The organism is Stenotrophomonas sp. SAU14A_NAIMI4_5 (assembly GCF_003086795.1).
GTDB lineage: Bacteria > Pseudomonadota > Gammaproteobacteria > Xanthomonadales > Xanthomonadaceae > Stenotrophomonas.
Map to the genome: position 1 here is coordinate 518,536 of NZ_CP026003.1, position 18,190 is coordinate 536,725.

Annotated in this window: 18 protein-coding genes; 10 read left to right on the forward strand and 8 right to left on the reverse strand. The window is 62.1% G+C overall.

What is annotated here, in order from left to right; genetic code table 11:
* Positions 1–96 precede the first annotated feature (96 nt).
* Positions 97–1,056, reverse strand: a complete 960-nt coding sequence (locus C1925_RS02385) for a mitochondrial fission ELM1 family protein (RefSeq protein WP_108767532.1) — start codon at positions 1,054–1,056, stop codon at positions 97–99.
* A 126-nt stretch (positions 1,057–1,182) separates the two neighbouring features.
* Between C1925_RS02385 and C1925_RS02390 the strand changes: the two genes are divergently transcribed.
* Complete coding sequence (locus C1925_RS02390; RefSeq protein ID WP_108745798.1) at positions 1,183–1,773, forward strand: malonic semialdehyde reductase; 591 nt, start codon at positions 1,183–1,185, stop codon at positions 1,771–1,773.
* A 76-nt stretch (positions 1,774–1,849) separates the two neighbouring features.
* The gene (locus C1925_RS02395) at positions 1,850–2,557 is read left to right on the forward strand and encodes a YceI family protein (protein WP_108767533.1); all 708 of its coding nucleotides are present in this window, start codon (positions 1,850–1,852) and stop codon (positions 2,555–2,557) included.
* A gap of 332 nt (positions 2,558–2,889) precedes the next feature.
* Here C1925_RS02395 and C1925_RS02400 read toward each other — a convergent pair whose 3' ends face one another.
* The 3 genes from C1925_RS02400 to C1925_RS02410 form a co-directional block, all read right to left on the reverse strand.
* The gene (locus C1925_RS02400) at positions 2,890–3,291 is read right to left on the reverse strand and encodes a hypothetical protein (protein WP_108767534.1); all 402 of its coding nucleotides are present in this window, start codon (positions 3,289–3,291) and stop codon (positions 2,890–2,892) included.
* 139 nt (positions 3,292–3,430) lie between these two features.
* Positions 3,431–4,228: a siderophore-interacting protein gene (locus tag C1925_RS02405; RefSeq protein ID WP_108767535.1), complete on the reverse strand. Its 798-nt coding sequence runs from the start codon at positions 4,226–4,228 to the stop codon at positions 3,431–3,433.
* A 67-nt stretch (positions 4,229–4,295) separates the two neighbouring features.
* Positions 4,296–4,862 carry a PadR family transcriptional regulator gene (locus C1925_RS02410; RefSeq protein ID WP_108767536.1) on the reverse strand — a complete coding sequence of 189 codons (567 nt, stop codon included), beginning with the start codon at positions 4,860–4,862 and terminating at the stop codon, positions 4,296–4,298.
* A 633-nt stretch (positions 4,863–5,495) separates the two neighbouring features.
* On the opposite strand from C1925_RS02410, the gene aceE reads away from it, so the two are divergent.
* From aceE to C1925_RS02435, 6 genes are all read left to right on the forward strand, one after another.
* The gene (gene aceE / locus C1925_RS02415; RefSeq protein WP_108767537.1) at positions 5,496–8,183 is read left to right on the forward strand and encodes a pyruvate dehydrogenase (acetyl-transferring), homodimeric type; all 2,688 of its coding nucleotides are present in this window, start codon (positions 5,496–5,498) and stop codon (positions 8,181–8,183) included.
* Positions 8,184–8,265: 82 nt separating this feature from the next.
* Positions 8,266–9,606, forward strand: coding sequence for a hypothetical protein (locus C1925_RS20850; RefSeq protein WP_159097457.1), 1,341 nt, complete (start codon positions 8,266–8,268; stop codon positions 9,604–9,606).
* Positions 9,606–9,914, forward strand: a complete 309-nt coding sequence (locus C1925_RS02425; RefSeq protein WP_159097458.1) for a hypothetical protein — start codon at positions 9,606–9,608, stop codon at positions 9,912–9,914. The genes C1925_RS20850 and C1925_RS02425 overlap by 1 nt, the downstream gene beginning before the upstream one ends.
* 16 nt (positions 9,915–9,930) lie before the next feature.
* Positions 9,931–10,467, forward strand: a complete 537-nt coding sequence (locus C1925_RS20855; protein WP_159097459.1) for a hypothetical protein — start codon at positions 9,931–9,933, stop codon at positions 10,465–10,467.
* Between the two features lie 166 nt (positions 10,468–10,633).
* Positions 10,634–13,273, forward strand: a complete 2,640-nt coding sequence (locus tag C1925_RS02430; RefSeq protein ID WP_108767540.1) for a DUF3427 domain-containing protein — start codon at positions 10,634–10,636, stop codon at positions 13,271–13,273.
* Between the two features lie 3 nt (positions 13,274–13,276).
* Positions 13,277–14,605 (forward strand): McrC family protein, encoded by a 1,329-nt coding sequence (locus C1925_RS02435; protein WP_254051371.1) that lies wholly within the window; start codon positions 13,277–13,279, stop codon positions 14,603–14,605.
* Here C1925_RS02435 and C1925_RS02440 read toward each other — a convergent pair.
* The 4 genes from C1925_RS02440 to C1925_RS02455 form a co-directional block, all read right to left on the reverse strand.
* Positions 14,602–14,823, reverse strand: coding sequence for a hypothetical protein (locus C1925_RS02440; protein WP_108767541.1), 222 nt, complete (start codon positions 14,821–14,823; stop codon positions 14,602–14,604). The two genes, C1925_RS02435 and C1925_RS02440, sit on opposite strands and share 4 nt — an antisense overlap.
* Positions 14,824–14,843: 20 nt before the next feature.
* Positions 14,844–15,611 carry a hypothetical protein gene (locus tag C1925_RS02445; RefSeq protein ID WP_108767542.1) on the reverse strand — a complete coding sequence of 256 codons (768 nt, stop codon included), beginning with the start codon at positions 15,609–15,611 and terminating at the stop codon, positions 14,844–14,846.
* A 45-nt stretch (positions 15,612–15,656) separates the two neighbouring features.
* Positions 15,657–16,025, reverse strand: a complete 369-nt coding sequence (locus C1925_RS02450; RefSeq protein ID WP_108767543.1) for a hypothetical protein — start codon at positions 16,023–16,025, stop codon at positions 15,657–15,659.
* Positions 16,026–16,508: 483 nt separating this feature from the next.
* The gene (locus tag C1925_RS02455; protein WP_174213478.1) at positions 16,509–16,724 is read right to left on the reverse strand and encodes a hypothetical protein; all 216 of its coding nucleotides are present in this window, start codon (positions 16,722–16,724) and stop codon (positions 16,509–16,511) included.
* Between the two features lie 162 nt (positions 16,725–16,886).
* On the opposite strand from C1925_RS02455, the gene C1925_RS02460 reads away from it, so the two are divergent.
* Positions 16,887–17,267 carry a hypothetical protein gene (locus C1925_RS02460; protein WP_108767545.1) on the forward strand — a complete coding sequence of 127 codons (381 nt, stop codon included), beginning with the start codon at positions 16,887–16,889 and terminating at the stop codon, positions 17,265–17,267.
* A gap of 71 nt (positions 17,268–17,338) precedes the next feature.
* Positions 17,339–17,980: a DUF1629 domain-containing protein gene (locus C1925_RS02465; protein WP_108767546.1), complete on the forward strand. Its 642-nt coding sequence runs from the start codon at positions 17,339–17,341 to the stop codon at positions 17,978–17,980.
* The last annotated feature ends 210 nt before the right edge of the window (positions 17,981–18,190 follow it).

Below are 18,190 nucleotides of genomic sequence, written 5' to 3' on the forward strand. Positions count from 1 at the left end.
GCCCGGTGGCCGGCAAAGCCAAAACCGCCGGTAACCTGGTAGCGCCGGGCCATGCCCGGCGGTTCGCGGTAAGGGGCCGCCGGGCGTGGCCCGGCGCTACCCCAGCGACAGGCGCGCGTGTACCTCTGCCGCTACCCGCGCGGTTTCGCGCAGTGGCTCGATGCGGTCGTGCTGCCAGTCCAGCCAGTGCGTCTGCAGGCGGCCGCGTTCATGCAGCTGGCGCTGGAAGCGGGCCAGCCGTCCCTGCGCGGTGTCGGCCAGGGCCACCATCACCGGCAGGCGCGTGGCGCTGGCTTCAGAGAGCAGGTTTACCGAATCGGGCGATACCACCACCCGGTTGGCCCAGCCCAGCAGGCCGGCATAGGGGTTCACGCCGTCGCCGCCATCGCCCCAGATCACGTGCGGCAGGTGTGCGAACGTGGTGCGCAGTATCTCGGCCAGTGCCGGCGGCGTGCGTCGCGAGGTGGTGGCCAGCAGGCTGCCGCCTTCGCTGCGGATCTGCTCGGCCAGCGCAGTGAACACCGCCACCATCGCCGCCTCGTCCCACGGTGCCAGCGGCGTCGGGCCGCCCACCAGCAGCGCGGTGCGCGGGCCGGGCAGGGCACCGAAGTCGGCGAACGCGGCACGGCCCAGCGTCAGCCAGTCATCGTCCACCGGGTTCAGGCTGCCGATCAGCGTGAGGACGTTGCTGCCGCGCAGGGCATCGTGTTCGGGCACCACCACCAGATCCCAATGGCGGGAGGGCAGGCGCGGGTCGAGGATCTGCACCGTGCGGCTGCCACGGGCACGCAGCACGCGCAGCGCACCGGCGGCCTGGCGGCCACAGCCGATCGCCAGCGCAGGGGCCTGCGCGGCCAGTTCGGCGAAGTCGGGGCCGTAGCCGTTCACATCACCGGGCAGGCGCCGCGGCGACAGCCAGCGCCAGGGCGCACGGGGCCGCAGGACCAGCGGGCGATGGGTGCCCTGGCGCAGCGCCGAGGCCAGCGCGACCGCCTGGCGGACATTGCCGGCACGGCCGTCAGTGACCGTCCACGGCGCGCTCGATCGTTTCACCATTGGCATTAATTCGTTTCAGCCCTGCTGGGTGTTGCAACAGTCGCGACACTCTACACTCCTGATCGTCCTTTCGCCCCGCGTCGCCCGCGGGCACTGACTCCCTTTTGCTGCCCTGGAGATCCACCGATGTCCCACGCGCTCGACGCTGCTGCACTGGACCAGTTGTTCCGCACTGCCCGTACCCAGAACGCCTTCCTCGACAAGCCGGTGGAAGACGCCCAGCTGCACGCCCTGTACGAGCTGGTGAAGTGGGGCCCGACCGCCGCCAATGGCAGCCCGGCGCGCTTCGTGTTCGTGAAGTCGGCCGAAGCCAAGGCCAAGCTGGCCCCGGCACTGTCCGAAGGCAACCACGACAAGACCCTGGCCGCACCGGTCACCGTCATTGTCGCCTTCGACCAGGACTTCCACGAAAAGCTGCCGTACCTGTTCCCGCACACCGATGCCAAGGCCTGGTTCGACGGCCCGCGTGAAGGCCGCCACGAAGGCGCGTTCCGCAACGGCAGCCTGCAGGGCGCCTACCTGATCCTGGCCGCGCGCGCGCTGGGCCTGGATGCCGGCCCGATGTCCGGTTTCGACAATGCCAAGGTCGACGAAGCCTTCTTCGCCGGCACCAACATCAAGTCGAACTTCCTGGTCAACCTGGGTTACGGTGACCCCTCGGGCCTGTTCCCCCGTCTGCCGCGCCTGTCGTTCGACGAAGCGGCGCGCATCGCGTAAGTCGCTGTATCGGTTTCGGGCCGTCACCTTGGCGGCCCCCGTTGTACCCACCCTACGATTCCGGAGAGTTCCTCAGATGAGCGCCACCCGTAAACTGCTGCTGCCGCTGGCCCTGACCCTGGCCATTGCCGCCTGCTCCAAGCCGGCCGACACCGCTGCCCCGGCTGCCGATGCCGCCGCCCCGGCCACCACCGAGCAGGCTGCCACCCCGGCCGCTGACGCCGCTGCTGCCGCCCCGGCTGCCGAAGCGATCCAGATCGCCTCGGGCACCTACAAGCTCGACCCGAGCCACACCGACGTGCTGGCCCAGTGGAGCCACTTCGGCTTCTCGCACCCGAGCGCGCACTTCGGCAACGCCGAAGGCACCCTGGTGTACGACGCTGCCGACGTGACCAAGTCCACCGTGGAAGTGAAGCTGCCGCTGAGCGGCCTGAACAGCTTCACCGCCAAGTTCGACGAACACCTGAAGAGCGCCGATTTCTTCGACGCCGCCAAGTTTGCCGATGCCACCTTCAAGAGCACCAAGGTTGAAGCCGCCGGCACCAACAAGCTGACCGTCACCGGCGACCTGACCATCAAGGGCATCACCAAGCCGGTCACCCTGGACGTCACCATCAACGGCGGTGGCGAGCACCCGATGGCCAAGGTTCCGGCCGCTGGCTTCGATGCGACCACCACCCTGAAGCGCAGCGATTTCGGCGTCGGCGCCTACGCCCCGAACGTCAGCGATGAAGTGAACATCCGCATCACCACCGAAGCCACCGGCGAAAAGCCGGCAGCTTGATGTAACCCGCTCACTCGTCGTGAGAAGGCAGAAGGCCCGCTGAAAAGCGGGCCTTCTTTTTTGGGGCGGGGCGGCGACCGTGCGGGAACCTGCTTTGGGCTGGGCCTACGCGGGAACCCGCTTTCGGTTGGGCCTGCGCGGGCACCCGCTTTCGGTAGAGTCGACTGTTAGTCGACTGCTCTTGGCGGAGACGCAAAACCCCGCGCTGCGCGCGATAGTCGACTAACAGTCGACTCTACCCCGTCGTTGTTTTCCCGAACGCCGTCGTCGTTCGTCCCAACGCCGTTGTTGTTTTTTCGAACGCCGTCGTCGTTTTTCGAATCCCAGCGGTTTCAGCGCTGCGCGATCAACCACGCGGCGCAGGCTTCGCTCGGGCTCTGCTTGGCCTTCACGGTCATCCCGCTCACGCGCACAAACGTCTGTGCGGCCTGGGCCACCACATTGCGGGCGATCAGGGCGGCCTGCTTGGTGGCGGCCTGCTGCTTGCGCAGCTGCACGATATGCACCGACGGGCGTCCCACCGGGGCGTACTTCTGGTCGCGGCGCAGGATGTCGGCCACCTGGGCCACTTCGAACTCGGCCTGCAGATAGCGATGCTCGGCCTCCAGCAGCTCGCGCAGCGGTGCACGTGCGGCGGCCGGGTCGGCGAAGGCAGCCAGGGCGGTGTCGCAGGCCGCGTCATCGGCGAAACGGGTGCGCAGCTTGTCGATGCCGGCCAGGGTCAGTTTGCCCATGGAGGGCCTCACAGGTGCGGGAAAGGAGCGCGATTGTGGCAGAGAACGTTGTGGTAGTGCCGGCCGCTGGCCGGCGGTTGCAGTTGCCGGCCAGCGGCCGGCACTACCAGTAGCGTGCGCACCCACCGTCAACAGGCGCTCAATCGCCGTCGGTTTCGTCCGGGTGGGCCTTCCAGTAACCGGTCGAGCGGATCCAGTCGCGCGGCACGCCCAGGTGGCCTTCGATGAACTTGCGCATCATCCGCGCGCGGCGGGATTCGGTGGCGATCCAATAGAACGTGTCGCCGTCCGGGGCCTCGAAGTCGGTCAGCATGTCTTCCAGCAGCGTGCTGCTGGCCGCCGGGAAGCCGTTGCGCTCCAGCCAGTGGATGCGCACGTTCTCGTACTGCGGCAGGTCCTGGCGCTCATCCTCGTCGCTCACTTCGATATACGCCTGCACCTCGGCGCCATCGGGCAGCACGTCCAGCCAGCGGGCGATGGCCGGCAGCGCGGTTTCATCGCCCATCAACACGTAGGCGTCGTAGTCGTCGGCCACCACGAACGAGCCGCGCGGCCCGCCGATGGACAGGGTGTCGCCCGGCTGCGCGCGCTCGGCCCACGGCCCGGCAATGCCCTGGTCGTGCAGCACGAAGTCGATGGCCAGCTCGCCGGCCTCGTGGTCCCACCAGCGCGGGGTGTAATCGCGCGCCAACGAGTGCTCCTTGCCCTCGGGGTAGCGCGGGCCTTCGGCGGTCATCACCGGCAGCACCATCTCGCCGCTGCTGTTGGGGAAGAACAGCTTGATGTGGTCGTCCGGGCCGGGCGAATCGAAGCCGGCCAGGTCGGCGCCGCCCAGCACCACGCGGCGCATGTGCGGGGTCACGGTCTCGGTGCGCAGCACGGTCAGGTGGCGGAAGCGCACATCCAGGCGCAGGCGCGAATTTTCATGTTGGGTCATTGCAGTACCTGTGCAGGTAAGCGCGCGGCATCGCGCGCGTGGAAGGGGGTAAACGACCTGGCGGGATTCACTCTGGCTCGGTCGGGGTAACGCGGTAGGGCGCATCGGCCAGCGCACCGTTCAGCAGCGCCGAGGCGCGCGAGAGCTGTTCGGCCACCGCTTCGGCCTCGCCCTCGCTCCAGCGGCCGTGGTGCCGCACCAGCGCCTGCTTGAACTCGCGCAGCGCGGTGGCCAGCGGCGGCGGCAGCGAGGCCTTGGTGATCTCGCGGGCACGGTCGAAGGCGCGGCGCTGGGCCAGCCGCACCTGGGTGCGCTGCACCTTCAGCTCGAACTCGCCGGCCGCAGTGATGCGGAACACCCGGCGGCCGTCCTCTTCTTCCGAATCCACCCAGCCGGCCTGCTCGAAGCTGGCCAGCAGCGGGTACATCGTGCCGGCGCTGGGCGTGTAGGCCTGCATGAACAAGCCGCTGATGTGCTGGATCAGCTCGTAGCCGTGGCGCGGCTGTTCGCCGATCAGCGCCAGCACCAGCAGGCGCAGGTCGCCCCGGCTCAGCACGCGCGGCTGGCCGTTGCGGCGGGGGACGGCGGGCGCATCGTCTTCCTTGCGCGCCTTGGCAGTAGAGGTTCGGCTCATTTCGATATATCGGTAACGAGTGTGCAAACGATATATCGATAAGCCGCACCGGACAAGTACGGTTTCGGCCACACCGATGTGCAGATCGGGCCACGGTCCAAGCAGGGGAAGGGGTTGGGGCAGGGCGTGCGCGCGCTGCAGGCCACCATTGCGTGGCCCGGCATCCGTGCCAGGCCACGCAACAGCAACCGCAGGTGCCCCGGTGGCCGGGGCCGGCAGACAGCGCGGTAAACCGCGGGAAGGGGCCTGCTCGCGGCCACGGTGCGTGGCGGGCGCGGCAGGGTCCAGAGCCATACGCGACGGGTTGTAAGAGGTTCAGCCGCGCACCGTCAGACAAGCCTTACAGGGGCGCGCGCTGCCCCACTACAGTCATCCGTGGCGGTAACACTGCGTCCTGCACGTGGACGCAGCGGCCCGGAAACGACAGCCGGCGCAGGCCGATACGGCGGAAAAAACAGAGGCTTGCAGCCGCTTGTCCCGCCCCCCGCTGGCCCGGGACAGGCCTTGCGGACACTGGCCGCCTGCATCCATACGGCAGCGTAGCCAAACGACGAAAGCCCTTGGTGCGCTACACTTTGCGGTCTAGATATCTATACAACAGTCGCGCGCGTGCGTGCGGTAATGGGAGCGCTAATGAACTGGTTGAACGAAGTGCTGAACAACGACACCAATCCTGTGGAAACCCAGGAGTGGATCGAGTCGTTGAAGGCCGTCATTGATGTCGAGGGCCCCGAGCGCGCGCATCAGCTGCTGGAAGGCATGGTGGAACTGACCCGTCGTTCGGGTGCGTACCTGCCGTTCTCTCCCACTACCGAATACGTCAACACCATCGATCCGCAGCTGGAGGCCAAGAGCCCGGGCAACGCGGAACTGGAATGGCGCATCCGTTCGATCATCCGTTGGAACGCGATGGCGACCGTCGTGCGTGCCAACCGCAAGCCGGGCGACCTGGGCGGCCACATCGCCTCCTTCGCCTCCGGTGCCACCCTGTACGACGTGGGCTTCAACCACTTCTGGCGCGCCCCGAGCGACAGCCATCCGGGCGACCTGCTGTTCATCCAGGGCCACAGCGCCCCGGGCATCTACGCGCGCGCCTTCCTGGAAGGCCGCATCAATGAAGAACAGCTCGACAAGTTCCGCATGGAAGTCGACGGCGGTGGCCTGTCGTCCTACCCGCACCCGTGGCTGATGCCGGACTTCTGGCAGACCCCCACCGTGTCAATGGGCCTGGGCCCGCTGGCCGCCATCTACCAGGCGCAGTTCATGCGCTACCTGGAAAACCGTGGCCTGATCGAGAAGTCCGACCGCAAGGTGTGGTGCTTCATCGGCGACGGCGAGAGCGACGAGCCGGAAACCCTGGGTGCCATCGCCCTGGCCGGCCGTGAAGGCCTGGACAACCTGATCTTCGTGGTGAACTGCAACCTGCAGCGCCTGGACGGTCCGGTGCGCGGCAACGGCAAGATCATCCAGGAACTGGAAGGCGTCTTCCGTGGCGGCGGCTGGAATGTCATCAAGCTGCTGTGGGGCGGTTACTGGGATGCCCTGCTGGCCAAGGACACCAATGGCGTCCTGAAGAAGCTGATGATGGAAACCGTCGACGGCGAATACCAGAACTGCAAGGCCTTCGGCGGCGCGTATACCCGCGAGCATTTCTTCGGCAAGTACCCGGAAACCGCTGCGATGGTCGCCGGCCTGTCCGACGACGACATCTGGCGCCTGAACCGTGGTGGCCACGACCCGCACAAGGTGTACGCCGCCTACCACCAGGCCGTGAACACCAAGGGCATGCCGACCGTCATCCTGGCCAAGACCGTGAAGGGTTACGGCATGGGCAGCGCCGGTGAGGCACTGAACCCGACCCACCAGACCAAGAAGCTGGACGACGAAGCAGTGCGCCACTTCCGCGACCGCTTCAACATTCCGGTGACCGACGCGCAGCTGGCCGATGGCCAGGTGCCGTTCTACCACCCGGGCCCGGATTCGCCGGAAGTGCAGTACCTGCAGGAGCGCCGCAGCGCCCTGGGCGGTTACCTGCCGCAGCGCCGCCGCAAGGCCGACAAGAGCTTCAACGCACCGAAGCTGGAAACCTACGAGCGCCTGCTGAAGAGCAGCGGCGAGCGCAGCTATTCCACCACCATGGCCTTCGTGCAGAGCCTCAACATCACCCTGCGCGACAAGGAACTGGGCCCGCACATCGTGCCGATCGTGGCCGACGAAGCCCGTACCTTCGGCATGGAAGGCCTGTTCCGCCAGATCGGCATCTACGCGCCGTTCGGCCAGAAGTACAAGCCGGTCGACGCCGACCAGCTGATGTTCTACCGCGAAGACCAGAGCGGCCAGGTGCTGCAGCAGGGCATCAGCGAGCCGGGCGCCATCAGCTCGTGGATGGCTGCCGGTACCAGCTACTCGGTCAGCAACGTGCCGATGCTGCCGTTCTACATCTACTACTCGATGTTCGGCTTCCAGCGCGTGGGCGACATCGCCTGGCAGGCTGCCGACATGCGTACCCGCGGCTTCCTGCTGGGTGGCACCGCCGGCCGCACCACGCTGAACGGTGAAGGCCTGCAGCACGAAGATGGCTTCAGCCACCTGGTGGCTGGCGGCATCCCCAACGTGCGCAGCTACGACCCGACCTTCGGCTTCGAAGTGACGGTGATCCTGCAGCACGGCACCAAGGCCATGATGGAAGACCAGGTAGACGAGTACTACTACCTGACCCTGATGAACGAAAACTACACCCACCCGGAAATGCCGGAAGGTGCAGCCGAAGGCATCGTGAAGGGCATGTACCTGCTGACCGACGCCGGCAAGCCGAAGAAGGGCGACCTGCGCGTGCAGCTGCTGGGTTCGGGCACCATCCTGCGTGAAGTGATTGCCGCCGCCGAGCTGCTGGACAAGGACTTCGGCGTGACCGCCGACATCTGGTCCTGCCCGAGCTTCAACGAGCTGCGCCGCGATGGCTTTGACGCCGAGCGTGCCAACCGCTTCCACCCGGAAGGCGACCAGCGCAAGGCCTACGTGACCGAGCTGCTGGAAGGCCGCCAGGGCCCGGCGATTGCCGCCACCGACTACGTGCGTGCGTATGCGGACCAGATCCGCGCGTTCGTGCCGATGTCGTACACCGTGCTGGGTACGGATGGCTTCGGTCGTTCGGATACCCGTGCGAACCTGCGTCGCTTCTTCGAAGTTGACCGGTACTACATCGCGCATGCCGCGATTGCGGCGCTGGCTAAGGACGGGAAGATGACTGGGAAGGACGTGGCCCGGGCGATCAAGCAGTACAAGATTGATCCGGAGAAGGCTAACCCTGTTGGGGTTTGATTTCTAACAGAGGGGCGACTTTGGTCGCCCCTTTTTTTCAGGTATTTCCGCCAATCTGCAGTAGATACGGAGATGGAGCTCTATGGCCAAGGAGTCAGTTTCGCAGCGTGGTGTGAAACTTAGGTTGGAGAATCAGCGGTGGATTCACGACGTTGAGCGACGCAGGAAGCGGCGTGTTGTCAAAGCTAAGATTAATAATCAAGAAAAAGATGCTGAAAATAAGTCTAAGCGCTATCGCTCCAAGCCATTGGGGTTGATGGCAGGGAAGAGTCACGAAGTGCTTGTGCGTGATTCCGTAATTGCGGGTAAGGTCATAGTTCCACGATCATTCTCGGTTCACCATAATCCTAGGGACACGTTGCTCAGTATCTTCCGTATTGCGAAGTATGCGAGGCAAAATAAGGGCTCGCTTAGAGTAAATATTGATCTTAGTCGAGTTACCGAGATGGATCTCGCTGCCGATAGCCTGCTCGCGATTGTGCTAAAAGAGATAAAGAACGAGTCATTCGGCCTGCGTAAAGTAAGTATTCGAGGTAGTTTTCCTCGGCAGCAAGAGCTGCAGAGGGAGATGGAGGAAGTGGGAACCGTCAAGGTGTTGATGTCGGATCGAGGTAAGGATAATGTCGAATTTTCGTTGAAAGGAGATGTCAAAGTCTTCCGACACCGGCAGGCTAGTCTTGAGCCAACCCGTACTATTGACGCGTCTGACTCTGTTGAAGCTGTCACCGAAAAATTTTCTGATCACGTTAACAATTGCCTCAATACAATCAACAAAGAGCTCACCGCGAATGGTCGCAGGAATTTGTGCGATTACGTTGGAGAGCTTTTAACCAACGCCCAGGATCATGCTGGGATGACCGATTGGACAATTGTTGGTTATCTGGATGTAGCTACGAAACTATTTAAGGTTGTCGTTGTTAATTTCGGCAGCAGTATTGAGGAAACCTTCACGGCGCTCGAAGATGGCTACACTCGAGATCAGGTCTATGGATACGTACAACGGCATAAGGATGCTGCTTTCCGTAAATATCGAATGCGTGAAGGGGCCCTTTATACCGTTGCAGCACTGCAGGGAAAGGTGAGTAGCAAAAATTTTGATGAAAGTGGCACTAGGGGGCAAGGAACCATTGCGATGATGGAGTTCTTTCAGCGCATTAGCGATGCCTGCTCCGATGAAGGTACGGGTGATCCTGAAATGGTCCTGGTTTCCGGTGATACGCACATTAGATTTCACCGTAAATACAAGATGAAAAAAGATGAGGCGACTGGGAGGGAGATAATCGCGTTCAACAAGGAAAATAGTACTAGTGAACTTCCTGATGGTGAACTTGTCAGAACGATGGTGGGGGCATCGTTTCCCGGGACCTTGATTTCAATCAATTTCCCGCTCAGTGGCAAATTGCAAATAAGAGAAATTGAATGATGGAAACCATTGATTTTGACAAATTAGGCGGTCCTGTTTATGCCGGAAGATCGAAAGGAGAGCGAGCGAGAGTGCAGCTTGGTTTGGATCGAATGGACAAATCCCAGGCCCCCGTGCAGATCAAGATTCCTGAGGATACTTACTCGTTGAATAGTTCGTTTTTCTTAGGGCTTTTTGGGCCCAGTGTTGTAAATTTCAGGTCTAGAGATGCTTTCTTGAAGAAGTACGTATTTGAAGCTCCCGCAGTTATTCTTGAGGAAATCGAGAAAGGGATCGATAGGGCGCTGGCGGAAGTTCGGCCGCTTTAATGGATGAGGGCGAAGGATGGAGCAGGTAAGCATTTCCATTGGAAGTTCATCGGTAAGTATTCAGCAATGGGTTGTTTTCGGTGTGGGAGCCCTTCTCACCATTCTAAATTTGGTTATAACGGTTGTTAATTACCGAATGTCGCGTCGGCGGTCGGTTGAAGATGAGTTTTGGTTTAGGCGTGTCGTAGCGCCTGCTGTTATTGATAGGGCGCAGGAGTTTGCGCTGAAGTGGTCAACGGAGATTGCATCTTCAGTTTCGTTTCGCGGCAACGTTAAGGGGACTCAGGCGAAGGTGACTGAGTGCAAAAGTGAATGTTCTGCCCTTATTACAAGTTTTATGTGCCTAAAGATGTATGACTCTGCCCACTACATTTCAGCTACTCGGCGTGCCGATGAGATGGTTGATTCTGTGACAGAGTGTCTTTATATAATATCTAACAAGGCATTCGATGTTAATGAGGTTGGTAAGAAAATTGAGGAGAAGCGAGAGGAGCTTCATGCGTCGCTTTTGGGCATATTCGTTGACATGAAGAAAATGCAATCGAAATTCTGAGCTGTTCTCTATTTTATAGTTTGATCTTTGGGTGAGTTTTGTTTTGTCGAAGTTCGTGCTGCGAATGGTTCCTGCTGACGCGAGATGCCGGTCGATAGCGTCAATCGGTGTCGCAATTTGAAATTTTGCCTTACGATATAGCTGACGTGACTATCGATAAGTGCACATGGGACGTATCAACACTTCGGTCGAACTGAGCGGTTTTCAAATAGGCTCCGAATACTCCCGCCAGAACGTCGCCGAGCTCAGTGGATTGCCCGTCCCGGCTGAAATTTACGGAACTCCCTGGGCGGACGGAATCTTAGAACTCGAGAATGCCGTCTTGCTGTTCGTCACCCTCGAGAAGGAGGGCGAGGCCAGCTATCTCGACCTCTTCGACGGCACCGACTTCTACTGGGAAAGCCAGAATAGGAATAGCCAGAGCTCACCGATCATCCGCCGGATCTCAGGCGGTTCGCCCACCTATCTATTCGCTCGGATGCGGGCAAAGGTCCGCGGCGCCTCCAACGCGGTCCCGTTCGTCTACTGCGGAAAGCTCGACTTCGTGGCGATGGACGGGGAGCACCCTGTTACATGCCTGTTCGATGCGGTCGACATCGGAACCGGTCATAGAGATCGCCTGACCGAAATTCTGCGGTGGCGGCCTAGCGTATCCCCAACCGAATTCTCTGCGCGCCAGGTGCGGCTGAAGGGTTGCGGAAAGACTCTGCCGCCAGCAGCTGAAAATTCTTTCGCTCCCGCTGCGCCCGCTGTTTCGAGTGGCTCGCCCACCTACGAAGTCGTGCTCACAGACGGCGCCATACGCAATGGCTACATCACGGTGGACCCCAACTGGTCAGGCTTCGATGCAGCCATGCTCGGCCGCCCGGACGCAGCTTCAGGTCGAGAGGCGACTTTCACGTTTGCAGACGGCTATCAGATCACCTCCGATCTGCGGGCCAGCGGACCGGGCTCCGCTCGAATCCGCGCAAGGGTTGCGCCTGCTTTTAGGCGTCTAGGCGTCGTAGCCGGCGACTCGCTGCTCATTGTCCAAGAGAAGAGTGGGCAGTACCGAATTGAGGCGCGAAAGGGCGGTAGAGACACGTTTGAGCTCGGCTACGCACGCCTGCGTGAGCGCTTCCTTGCACGATTCCCTGACTTCAGCGGCTTCTCCGAGGACCAGCGCCTGCTGCGGGAAACCAGCTACAAGCGGCAGTTGGTAGAGCATTACCACGCGATCATGCTCCCAGCGCTCAGTAGCGAGCAGCCAGAAGAAGTCTGGTCTGCATTGATCAGCCTGCTGAAAGCCCGCGTCGGTGCTGAGAACCCGCAACCTCAGAACGTCGTCGGTTGGCGAATCGTTGCTCAGCTGGCCGAATTACCGGAGGGCGATCGCGCGGCGCTGGGTAGCGCTGTCCTTTCGCTGCTTTCAGGACAAGACGGCGACGCTGCGCTGGATGCCTTTAATGACTCCTCATCTAAGCTAAGTCCACCGCTGCAGCCTGCTGGCCAACGCTCGCTCTCAAGTCTGTTGCTGACTCTCAAAGATCCGACGCGCTACTTCTTCATCAAGACCGGTCAGATGCGCCGTGCCTTGGGTCTGCTCGATCCGACCTTCGACTTCCGCAAAGGTGGCATGACCGGTGAGGAGTGGGAGCGCATCCGTACGCTGTCCTCTCGACTGGCGGCACGTCTATCGGAAGACGGCTGGCCGCCCGCAGACATGATCGATGTTCAGTCCTTCCTCTGGGTGGCGATCGCCTATGAGCAAGGCGATGGTGCCGAGGCTGAGGAACAAGAAGATGAAGCTGTGGAACAGGACGACGACATGCCCGTGATTCACGCTCCCTCCAATACCATCCTCTTCGGCCCGCCCGGTACCGGTAAGACCTATGGTGTAGTGGACAAGGCACTAGAGATCCTTGATCCGGAACTCCTGGCCGCGACAACGGGGCAGGGGGCTGCCGCGCGCGCCACGCTGAAGAGTCGGTTCGACGCGCTGCACGATGAAGGGCGCATCCGCTTTGTCACCTTCCATCAGAGCTTCGCCTACGAAGACTTCGTGGAAGGACTCAAGGCTCGTGCCGGCGAAAGCGGTGCGCTCGAGTACGGCGTCGAGAACGGTGTATTCCTCGAACTCTGCATTGATGCCCAGCACAGCGACCTGCCGTACGTCCTCATCATCGACGAGATCAACCGCGGCAATATTGCCCGCATCTTCGGTGAACTCATTACGCTCATCGAGCCGAGCAAGCGCCAGGGCATGGACGAGGCGCTGTCGGTTTGCTTGCCGTACTCCAAGCAGAAGTTTGCTGTGCCAGCCAACTTGCACCTCATCGGCACGATGAACACCGCGGACCGCTCCCTTGCTGCAATGGACGTGGCGCTGAGACGGCGCTTCCGCTTCATTGAGATGCCGCCCCAGCCGGAGCTGCTCGATTGGAGTGTCGAAGGCGTTCCTGTGGGCGAACTGTTAAGCACGCTAAACAGCCGCATCGAGGTTCTGCTGGGCCGGGATCATCTGATCGGTCATGCCTACTTGATGGGCGCCAAGGATCTACCCGCGCTTGCCGATGCGTTCCGCCTCCGTATCCTGCCTCTGCTGCAGGAGTACTTCTTCGAAGACTGGCGCCGCATTGCTTGGGTCCTGAACGACGACGCTAAGCCTCACGCTGAGCGTTTTCTGCGCCAGCGCGAACTTCAGTTGAACCGACTGTTCGCGCCCGAGGTCCAGCTTGCCCCGGACACGGCCAATTGGTACATCCATGAGGCGGCTTTCGAACAGGCGGCCAGCTACAAGGGAATCCTCGTCGGTCAGGCGGACTGACCCGTGGCCGTGCTGACCGTTCGCGAGTACGCACGCATTGGCGTCTCAGAAGGTGGCGCGCGGCAGGAGGGGCTAGATGCCGCCTTCCTGCCGCAGGCGTCCTTTGACTGGCTGTGCGGCGAGTTCGAGCGCTTGCGCGCTGGCGGAGCGGCGCTCATGCAGCGCGACGGTGCACGCTGGCTTCGTTTGGATCAGTACGTGGGCGTAATGGAATGTCCCGACGGCACCACGCTGGAGGTACTGCCGAAGCACGTTGCACATGCGGACGATGCGCTCGGCGCCCGACGGCTGCTGCGGCGCATGCTGTGCACTGTCCTGGACATCCCGCCGAGGGAAGGCAGTCCGGCCGATGTGACCCTGTTCGACACGCCGTTGAATGAATGGGTCATGGGGCGATTCATCTCCGCGCTGGATGAGTTGCTGAAGCGGGGGCTTCGCTTCGACTACACCCGTGTTCGGGAGGAACAGCTGTTTTTGCGCGGCCGGTTGGATATGTCGCGCCAGCTTCGTCAGTCGCCTACCCGCGCCCACGTATTCAACATCGAGCACGATGTGTTTAGTGAGGACCGCCCGGAGAACCGACTTCTGCGTGTCGCCTTGGATCGGGTATGCGCGCGCACGCGTAATGCAGGAACCTGGCGGTTGGCGCAGGAACTGTCCACGCGCATGGCCAGCGTCCCACGAAGCACTCAGGTTGCTAGCGACTTGCGCGCCTGGGGCAGCGACCGGCTGATGGCCCACTATCGCGAAGTTCGCCCGCTGTGTGAGCTGGTTCTGTCGGGGCAAAGCCCGCTGGCGCTGGCAGGCGATTGGCGCAGCCCCAGCATGATGTTCCCTATGGAGCGGCTGTTTGAGCGCTACGTGGGCGTTTGCCTCTCTCGCCAGTTCGCACCGGAGTGGCGGGTTGGCGGCGCGGCGTCGGAATACCTATGTCGCCATGGTGAAGCGAGCTGGTTCAATCTGATCCCAGACTTCTTGCTACGCCGGGCCGACGAACTGCGTGTCCTGGACACGAAGTGGAAAGTCCTCGATGCGACGGCTGGCGACGCGCGGCAGAAGTACGGGCTCAAGCAATCCGACTTCTACCAGATGTTTGCCTACGGACAACGCTACCTTGGTGGGGCGGGGCAGATGGCACTGGTCTATCCGCAGCACGCTGGCTTTGCGCAGCCGTTGCCGGCGTTCGACTTCAGCCCTGAGTTGCAGCTTTGGGTGCTGCCATTCGATCTGGAACGCGGTCTTCTGGTGATGCCCGGATCGTGGCAGTCACACGAAGCACATGAGCTGTCCAGTCAGCGTTTGGGTGAAATACGATTGACCGTCGCTATTTAGCTCTGACGTTCCAGCCCAAGTCGGGGCCACAAAGCATCATCCCGGTCTAGGTCGTATTCATCGCCAAACGCTAGCGCCGCCTCTCGCGGCGGCAAGTCCGCATAGCAGCCCAGCAGGAACTCATCCATGCCGGCGTCGCTATGGTCGATGGCGAACAGGCCTAGCATCGCCTCGTCAAAGGCCTTCAGCCATTCCCTGTCGATCTTGGTCACGGTCATCCTCCTCCGGGCCAACGACCTCACCGTCGCGCTTCGTACTGCCGCACCACTCTGCGAGTGGTCGCCTCCAGCCGTTGCCAGTCGACCAAAAGCACCCGCGCATAGCTCATCTCCACCCCCACGCCATCCTCCACATCCACCATCGAATGCCAGCACATCGCCACCCGATCCCCACTAGACCTCACAAGCCTCCCACCCTCCATCAGCACCCCATCCGGCATGTACTCCCAAGGGTCACAGCTGATGAACGTCTTCACCCGTCCATCCCCATCCCGCGCCACGTACCAATCCGGCGTCACCTCCCGCACATCGCGCGCCACCTTCGACCGATCCACCGCATAAGGCGTCAGCCCCCAGCGCGGCGTCAGCGCCACACGCTCGCTCAGATCCTGCGCCAGGTAATCCGCCGCCCCCGCGCTACCCACATACCGCAGCTCAATCGAAACCTGTCGATACCCATCTTCCACCGACCGCACCGGATGATCCCCCGGCGGCGCGGCATCGAAGTCCGGCCAGAACACCGCCAGCATCACGCCGCCACCGGCAAACGGGCCGATCTGGTTGTAGTAGAGATTGGCCGGGAACATGAAACGGTGCGGGCCCAAGCTGGCCTCCACCGGCTGCGCCGTGTAGGTGCGGCCGCCCACGGTGCGGGGGCTGTTGGTGCCCTTGAGCGTGGCGGTGATGTCGTCATCCAACGCCGTGGATGGCGGCCGCGCGCAGCCGCTGGCAGCCAGTACGGCCACCAGCGCGGCGCAGGCCAGCCGGCGTGCCGGTGTGCTGGTCATGGTGAAACTCCTTGCGCGTGATCGAGGGGATGCCGGAGCAGGGGCCTACCGCTGCCCCTGCACCCGCTCGCTGGCCATCACCGTCAGCGACAGCACCGCCATCAGCAGGCCCTCCATCTGCCGGTCGCCCAGGCGCTGCTCGGGCGCGCCGTTCTGCCGCGTGCGCTCCTCGGCCAGGGCCATTTCAGCCACGGCGCGCAGGCCGCCCAGGGTGCAGTCGGCGTCGGCCAACTGCATGCGTCGGCCGAGGCTCAGGTTGCGCTCGTGCCACGGCTGGCCATCGGCGCCGGCGCCTGCCGCAATGCGGCGCAGGGTGGCGACAAACCCGTTGGGATCGGTCGCGGGGTCATCCTCGTGATCGGCGTTGGCCGGATCGCGCTGGGTGTGCAGATCAGGGAGTTTCGTTGCGCTCATGGCAGTGCTCCGTGCAGGAAGACAGCAGCCACCGATGAAGGTGGCGGGACGATGCGTGGCTCGAAAACCGATTAGAGTCAGTCGGCGGACCCGAAGGTCCCCACGCACCGCCCGCCATGGAACGCGAACGGATTGCCAGCCGGCGCCACGCAAAGGTGACGCCGGCTGACAAGCGTAAACACACGACTCTAAAAACGGGTTTTCGACGCCCGCGCCACCCGTGTCAGGTGGCAATGCCAAGGTGTACTCGCACGGTTGCGAGATGCCAAGAAACCGTAGCCCTGAGAGGCCGCAAGTGTTGACGCTTACGGCATTGTTGCATGCAGGCCACAGCGCGAATCCTTTGCGGCGCGGTGGTTTCGGCCGGTGTTAAGTTACTGCCCGAACGCGCCTGAAAATGCACGGTTTGCAGCAGCGCGTGGCTCCGATTGCGACAGACGATTTGCGTCGCCTGTGTGGGAAGCGGGGCGATTGCGTCACTGCTTAACTGTGCAGCACCAATCCCGGCATCGGCCACAGCAACGGCGTGCGCGCCAGGTCGTAGTCATTGCCGTAGGCCATGGCCGCCTCACGCGGCTCCAGATCGGCATAGCAGCCCAGCAGGTAGGCATCCATGCCGGCCTCGCGGTGGTTGGTGGCAAACAGGCTCAGCAGGGCGTGGTCAAAGTCTTCCAGCCACTCGGCGTCGATCGGGGTCATGGTCATCCTCCTGGGGGGAGGGGAGGATGCCGTGGGGCGCTCATGGGCTGGGACGGAACTCCAAACCTGTGAGGCAATTCACAGGGTTCTGATTGCCCGTAGGCGCGGACCGGCGTAGAACTTACCGCAACGGATGCATCACACCCACAGCGAGGGAACGCCATGGCTGCCAATGAAGACAACGACGGGCTGTTTGACCTGCAGCTGATCATCGATCCCACGATCTTTTCGCAGAGTGGCCTGCTACAGCAGCTCCACGCGGTGGGCGAGTTCGAGATCAATGCTCCCGAGAACAGGCTCTATCTTCCGCTCGACAGGGAGCTGGCGGCCAAGCTGGGCTGTTCGCAGTACGCTGCCAAGCCGCTTGAGTCCTACACGATGGGGATGGTGGAGCAGCTGTCCATGATCGAGCTGTCGCCTGACGGTCAAGGCGCGATGCGGGGTGATCCTGCTGCAACGGCCCGTGCTCTGGAAGCGGTGCTCAGGCTGCGGGATACCGTGAAGGTTGCACTGATCAATGGGGATCTGGTGCTGGCTGTGTAGGGCTGCCGTACGCGGGTTGCCTTTTAGCCTGTTTGATATTCGTCCAAGAATACAAAGAAGGGTTTTTAACTATGCCGCAATCAAGCGACGATCTGCCCAGGCCAGGGGAGTTCTTTCAGTTGGAGCCTGACGCGCGACGTGGAGGCAAGGGGCATGGAGTCGTCTTCGAGAACGTCACGAACCTGCTGACACCGCCACGAGTAATACTGCGCCCCCGCTCGGGCGGATTCCCCGTGCTTAGGGAAACACCCAGGCTGGTCTATCGTCCTGAGCGAGGCTCTCCGCCCCAGGATCTAGACGGCGGCATGAGTGGCTACTGGTTGGTCTCCGACCGTCTGCGACGCGTAATGGAGAAGGTGGACGCAGGTGCGTTTTCGTTCGCGGACGTGACCTACGAGGCCTCAGATGGAAGCCAGTCCGGAGGATACTCCCTCTGCGATGTGACGCGCACTCTGGATGCCTTGAATGAAGAAACATCAGTACTCCACATCGGGCTAAGTGACGAATTCGAAGCGGGGAAGTTCTATGACTTGACCGGAGAGGTTCGCTTGGCTTTCCGCCCCGAAGCTCTGCAGGGCGCGCATGTTTTCCGTCTGGCTTTTCACGGCGGAGTGTTCTGCGACAGAGCGTTCCGGGCCGCCGTTGAGGAAGCAGGGATCTTTTCGCCCGGCCAGTCAAACGGTCTCTGGTTCTACGATGTCGTGAATCGTTGAAGGTCCATGCCAAGGAAGGAGAATGATCCATGGCGGGCTACAGTACGATCTTTCAGGACCATCACAGCATCGAGCAGCAGACGCTGAAGAACAGCCAGATTCTGTCCTACCTTCTAGTGCCCGTTTCGTTCATGCTTACTCTGGCCTGGGTCCATTGTCTGTGTGATGAGTTGCGCATTAGTGCGGCGCTGCCGCGGTGTAAAATCATGT

Coding starts and splice junctions, on each gene's coding strand:
- C1925_RS02385 (WP_108767532.1), bottom strand. CDS start 1,056: ATGGTGAAACGATCGAGCGCGCCGTGGACGGTCACTGACGGCCGTGCC.
- C1925_RS02390 (WP_108745798.1), top strand. CDS start 1,183: ATGTCCCACGCGCTCGACGCTGCTGCACTGGACCAGTTGTTCCGCACT.
- C1925_RS02395 (WP_108767533.1), top strand. CDS start 1,850: ATGAGCGCCACCCGTAAACTGCTGCTGCCGCTGGCCCTGACCCTGGCC.
- C1925_RS02400 (WP_108767534.1), bottom strand. CDS start 3,291: ATGGGCAAACTGACCCTGGCCGGCATCGACAAGCTGCGCACCCGTTTC.
- C1925_RS02405 (WP_108767535.1), bottom strand. CDS start 4,228: ATGACCCAACATGAAAATTCGCGCCTGCGCCTGGATGTGCGCTTCCGC.
- C1925_RS02410 (WP_108767536.1), bottom strand. CDS start 4,862: ATGAGCCGAACCTCTACTGCCAAGGCGCGCAAGGAAGACGATGCGCCC.
- aceE (WP_108767537.1), top strand. CDS start 5,496: ATGAACTGGTTGAACGAAGTGCTGAACAACGACACCAATCCTGTGGAA.
- C1925_RS20850 (WP_159097457.1), top strand. CDS start 8,266: ATGGCCAAGGAGTCAGTTTCGCAGCGTGGTGTGAAACTTAGGTTGGAG.
- C1925_RS02425 (WP_159097458.1), top strand. CDS start 9,606: ATGGAAACCATTGATTTTGACAAATTAGGCGGTCCTGTTTATGCCGGA.
- C1925_RS20855 (WP_159097459.1), top strand. CDS start 9,931: ATGGAGCAGGTAAGCATTTCCATTGGAAGTTCATCGGTAAGTATTCAG.
- C1925_RS02430 (WP_108767540.1), top strand. CDS start 10,634: ATGGGACGTATCAACACTTCGGTCGAACTGAGCGGTTTTCAAATAGGC.
- C1925_RS02440 (WP_108767541.1), bottom strand. CDS start 14,823: ATGACCGTGACCAAGATCGACAGGGAATGGCTGAAGGCCTTTGACGAG.
- C1925_RS02445 (WP_108767542.1), bottom strand. CDS start 15,611: ATGACCAGCACACCGGCACGCCGGCTGGCCTGCGCCGCGCTGGTGGCC.
- C1925_RS02450 (WP_108767543.1), bottom strand. CDS start 16,025: ATGAGCGCAACGAAACTCCCTGATCTGCACACCCAGCGCGATCCGGCC.
- C1925_RS02455 (WP_174213478.1), bottom strand. CDS start 16,724: ATGACCCCGATCGACGCCGAGTGGCTGGAAGACTTTGACCACGCCCTG.
- C1925_RS02460 (WP_108767545.1), top strand. CDS start 16,887: ATGGCTGCCAATGAAGACAACGACGGGCTGTTTGACCTGCAGCTGATC.
- C1925_RS02465 (WP_108767546.1), top strand. CDS start 17,339: ATGCCGCAATCAAGCGACGATCTGCCCAGGCCAGGGGAGTTCTTTCAG.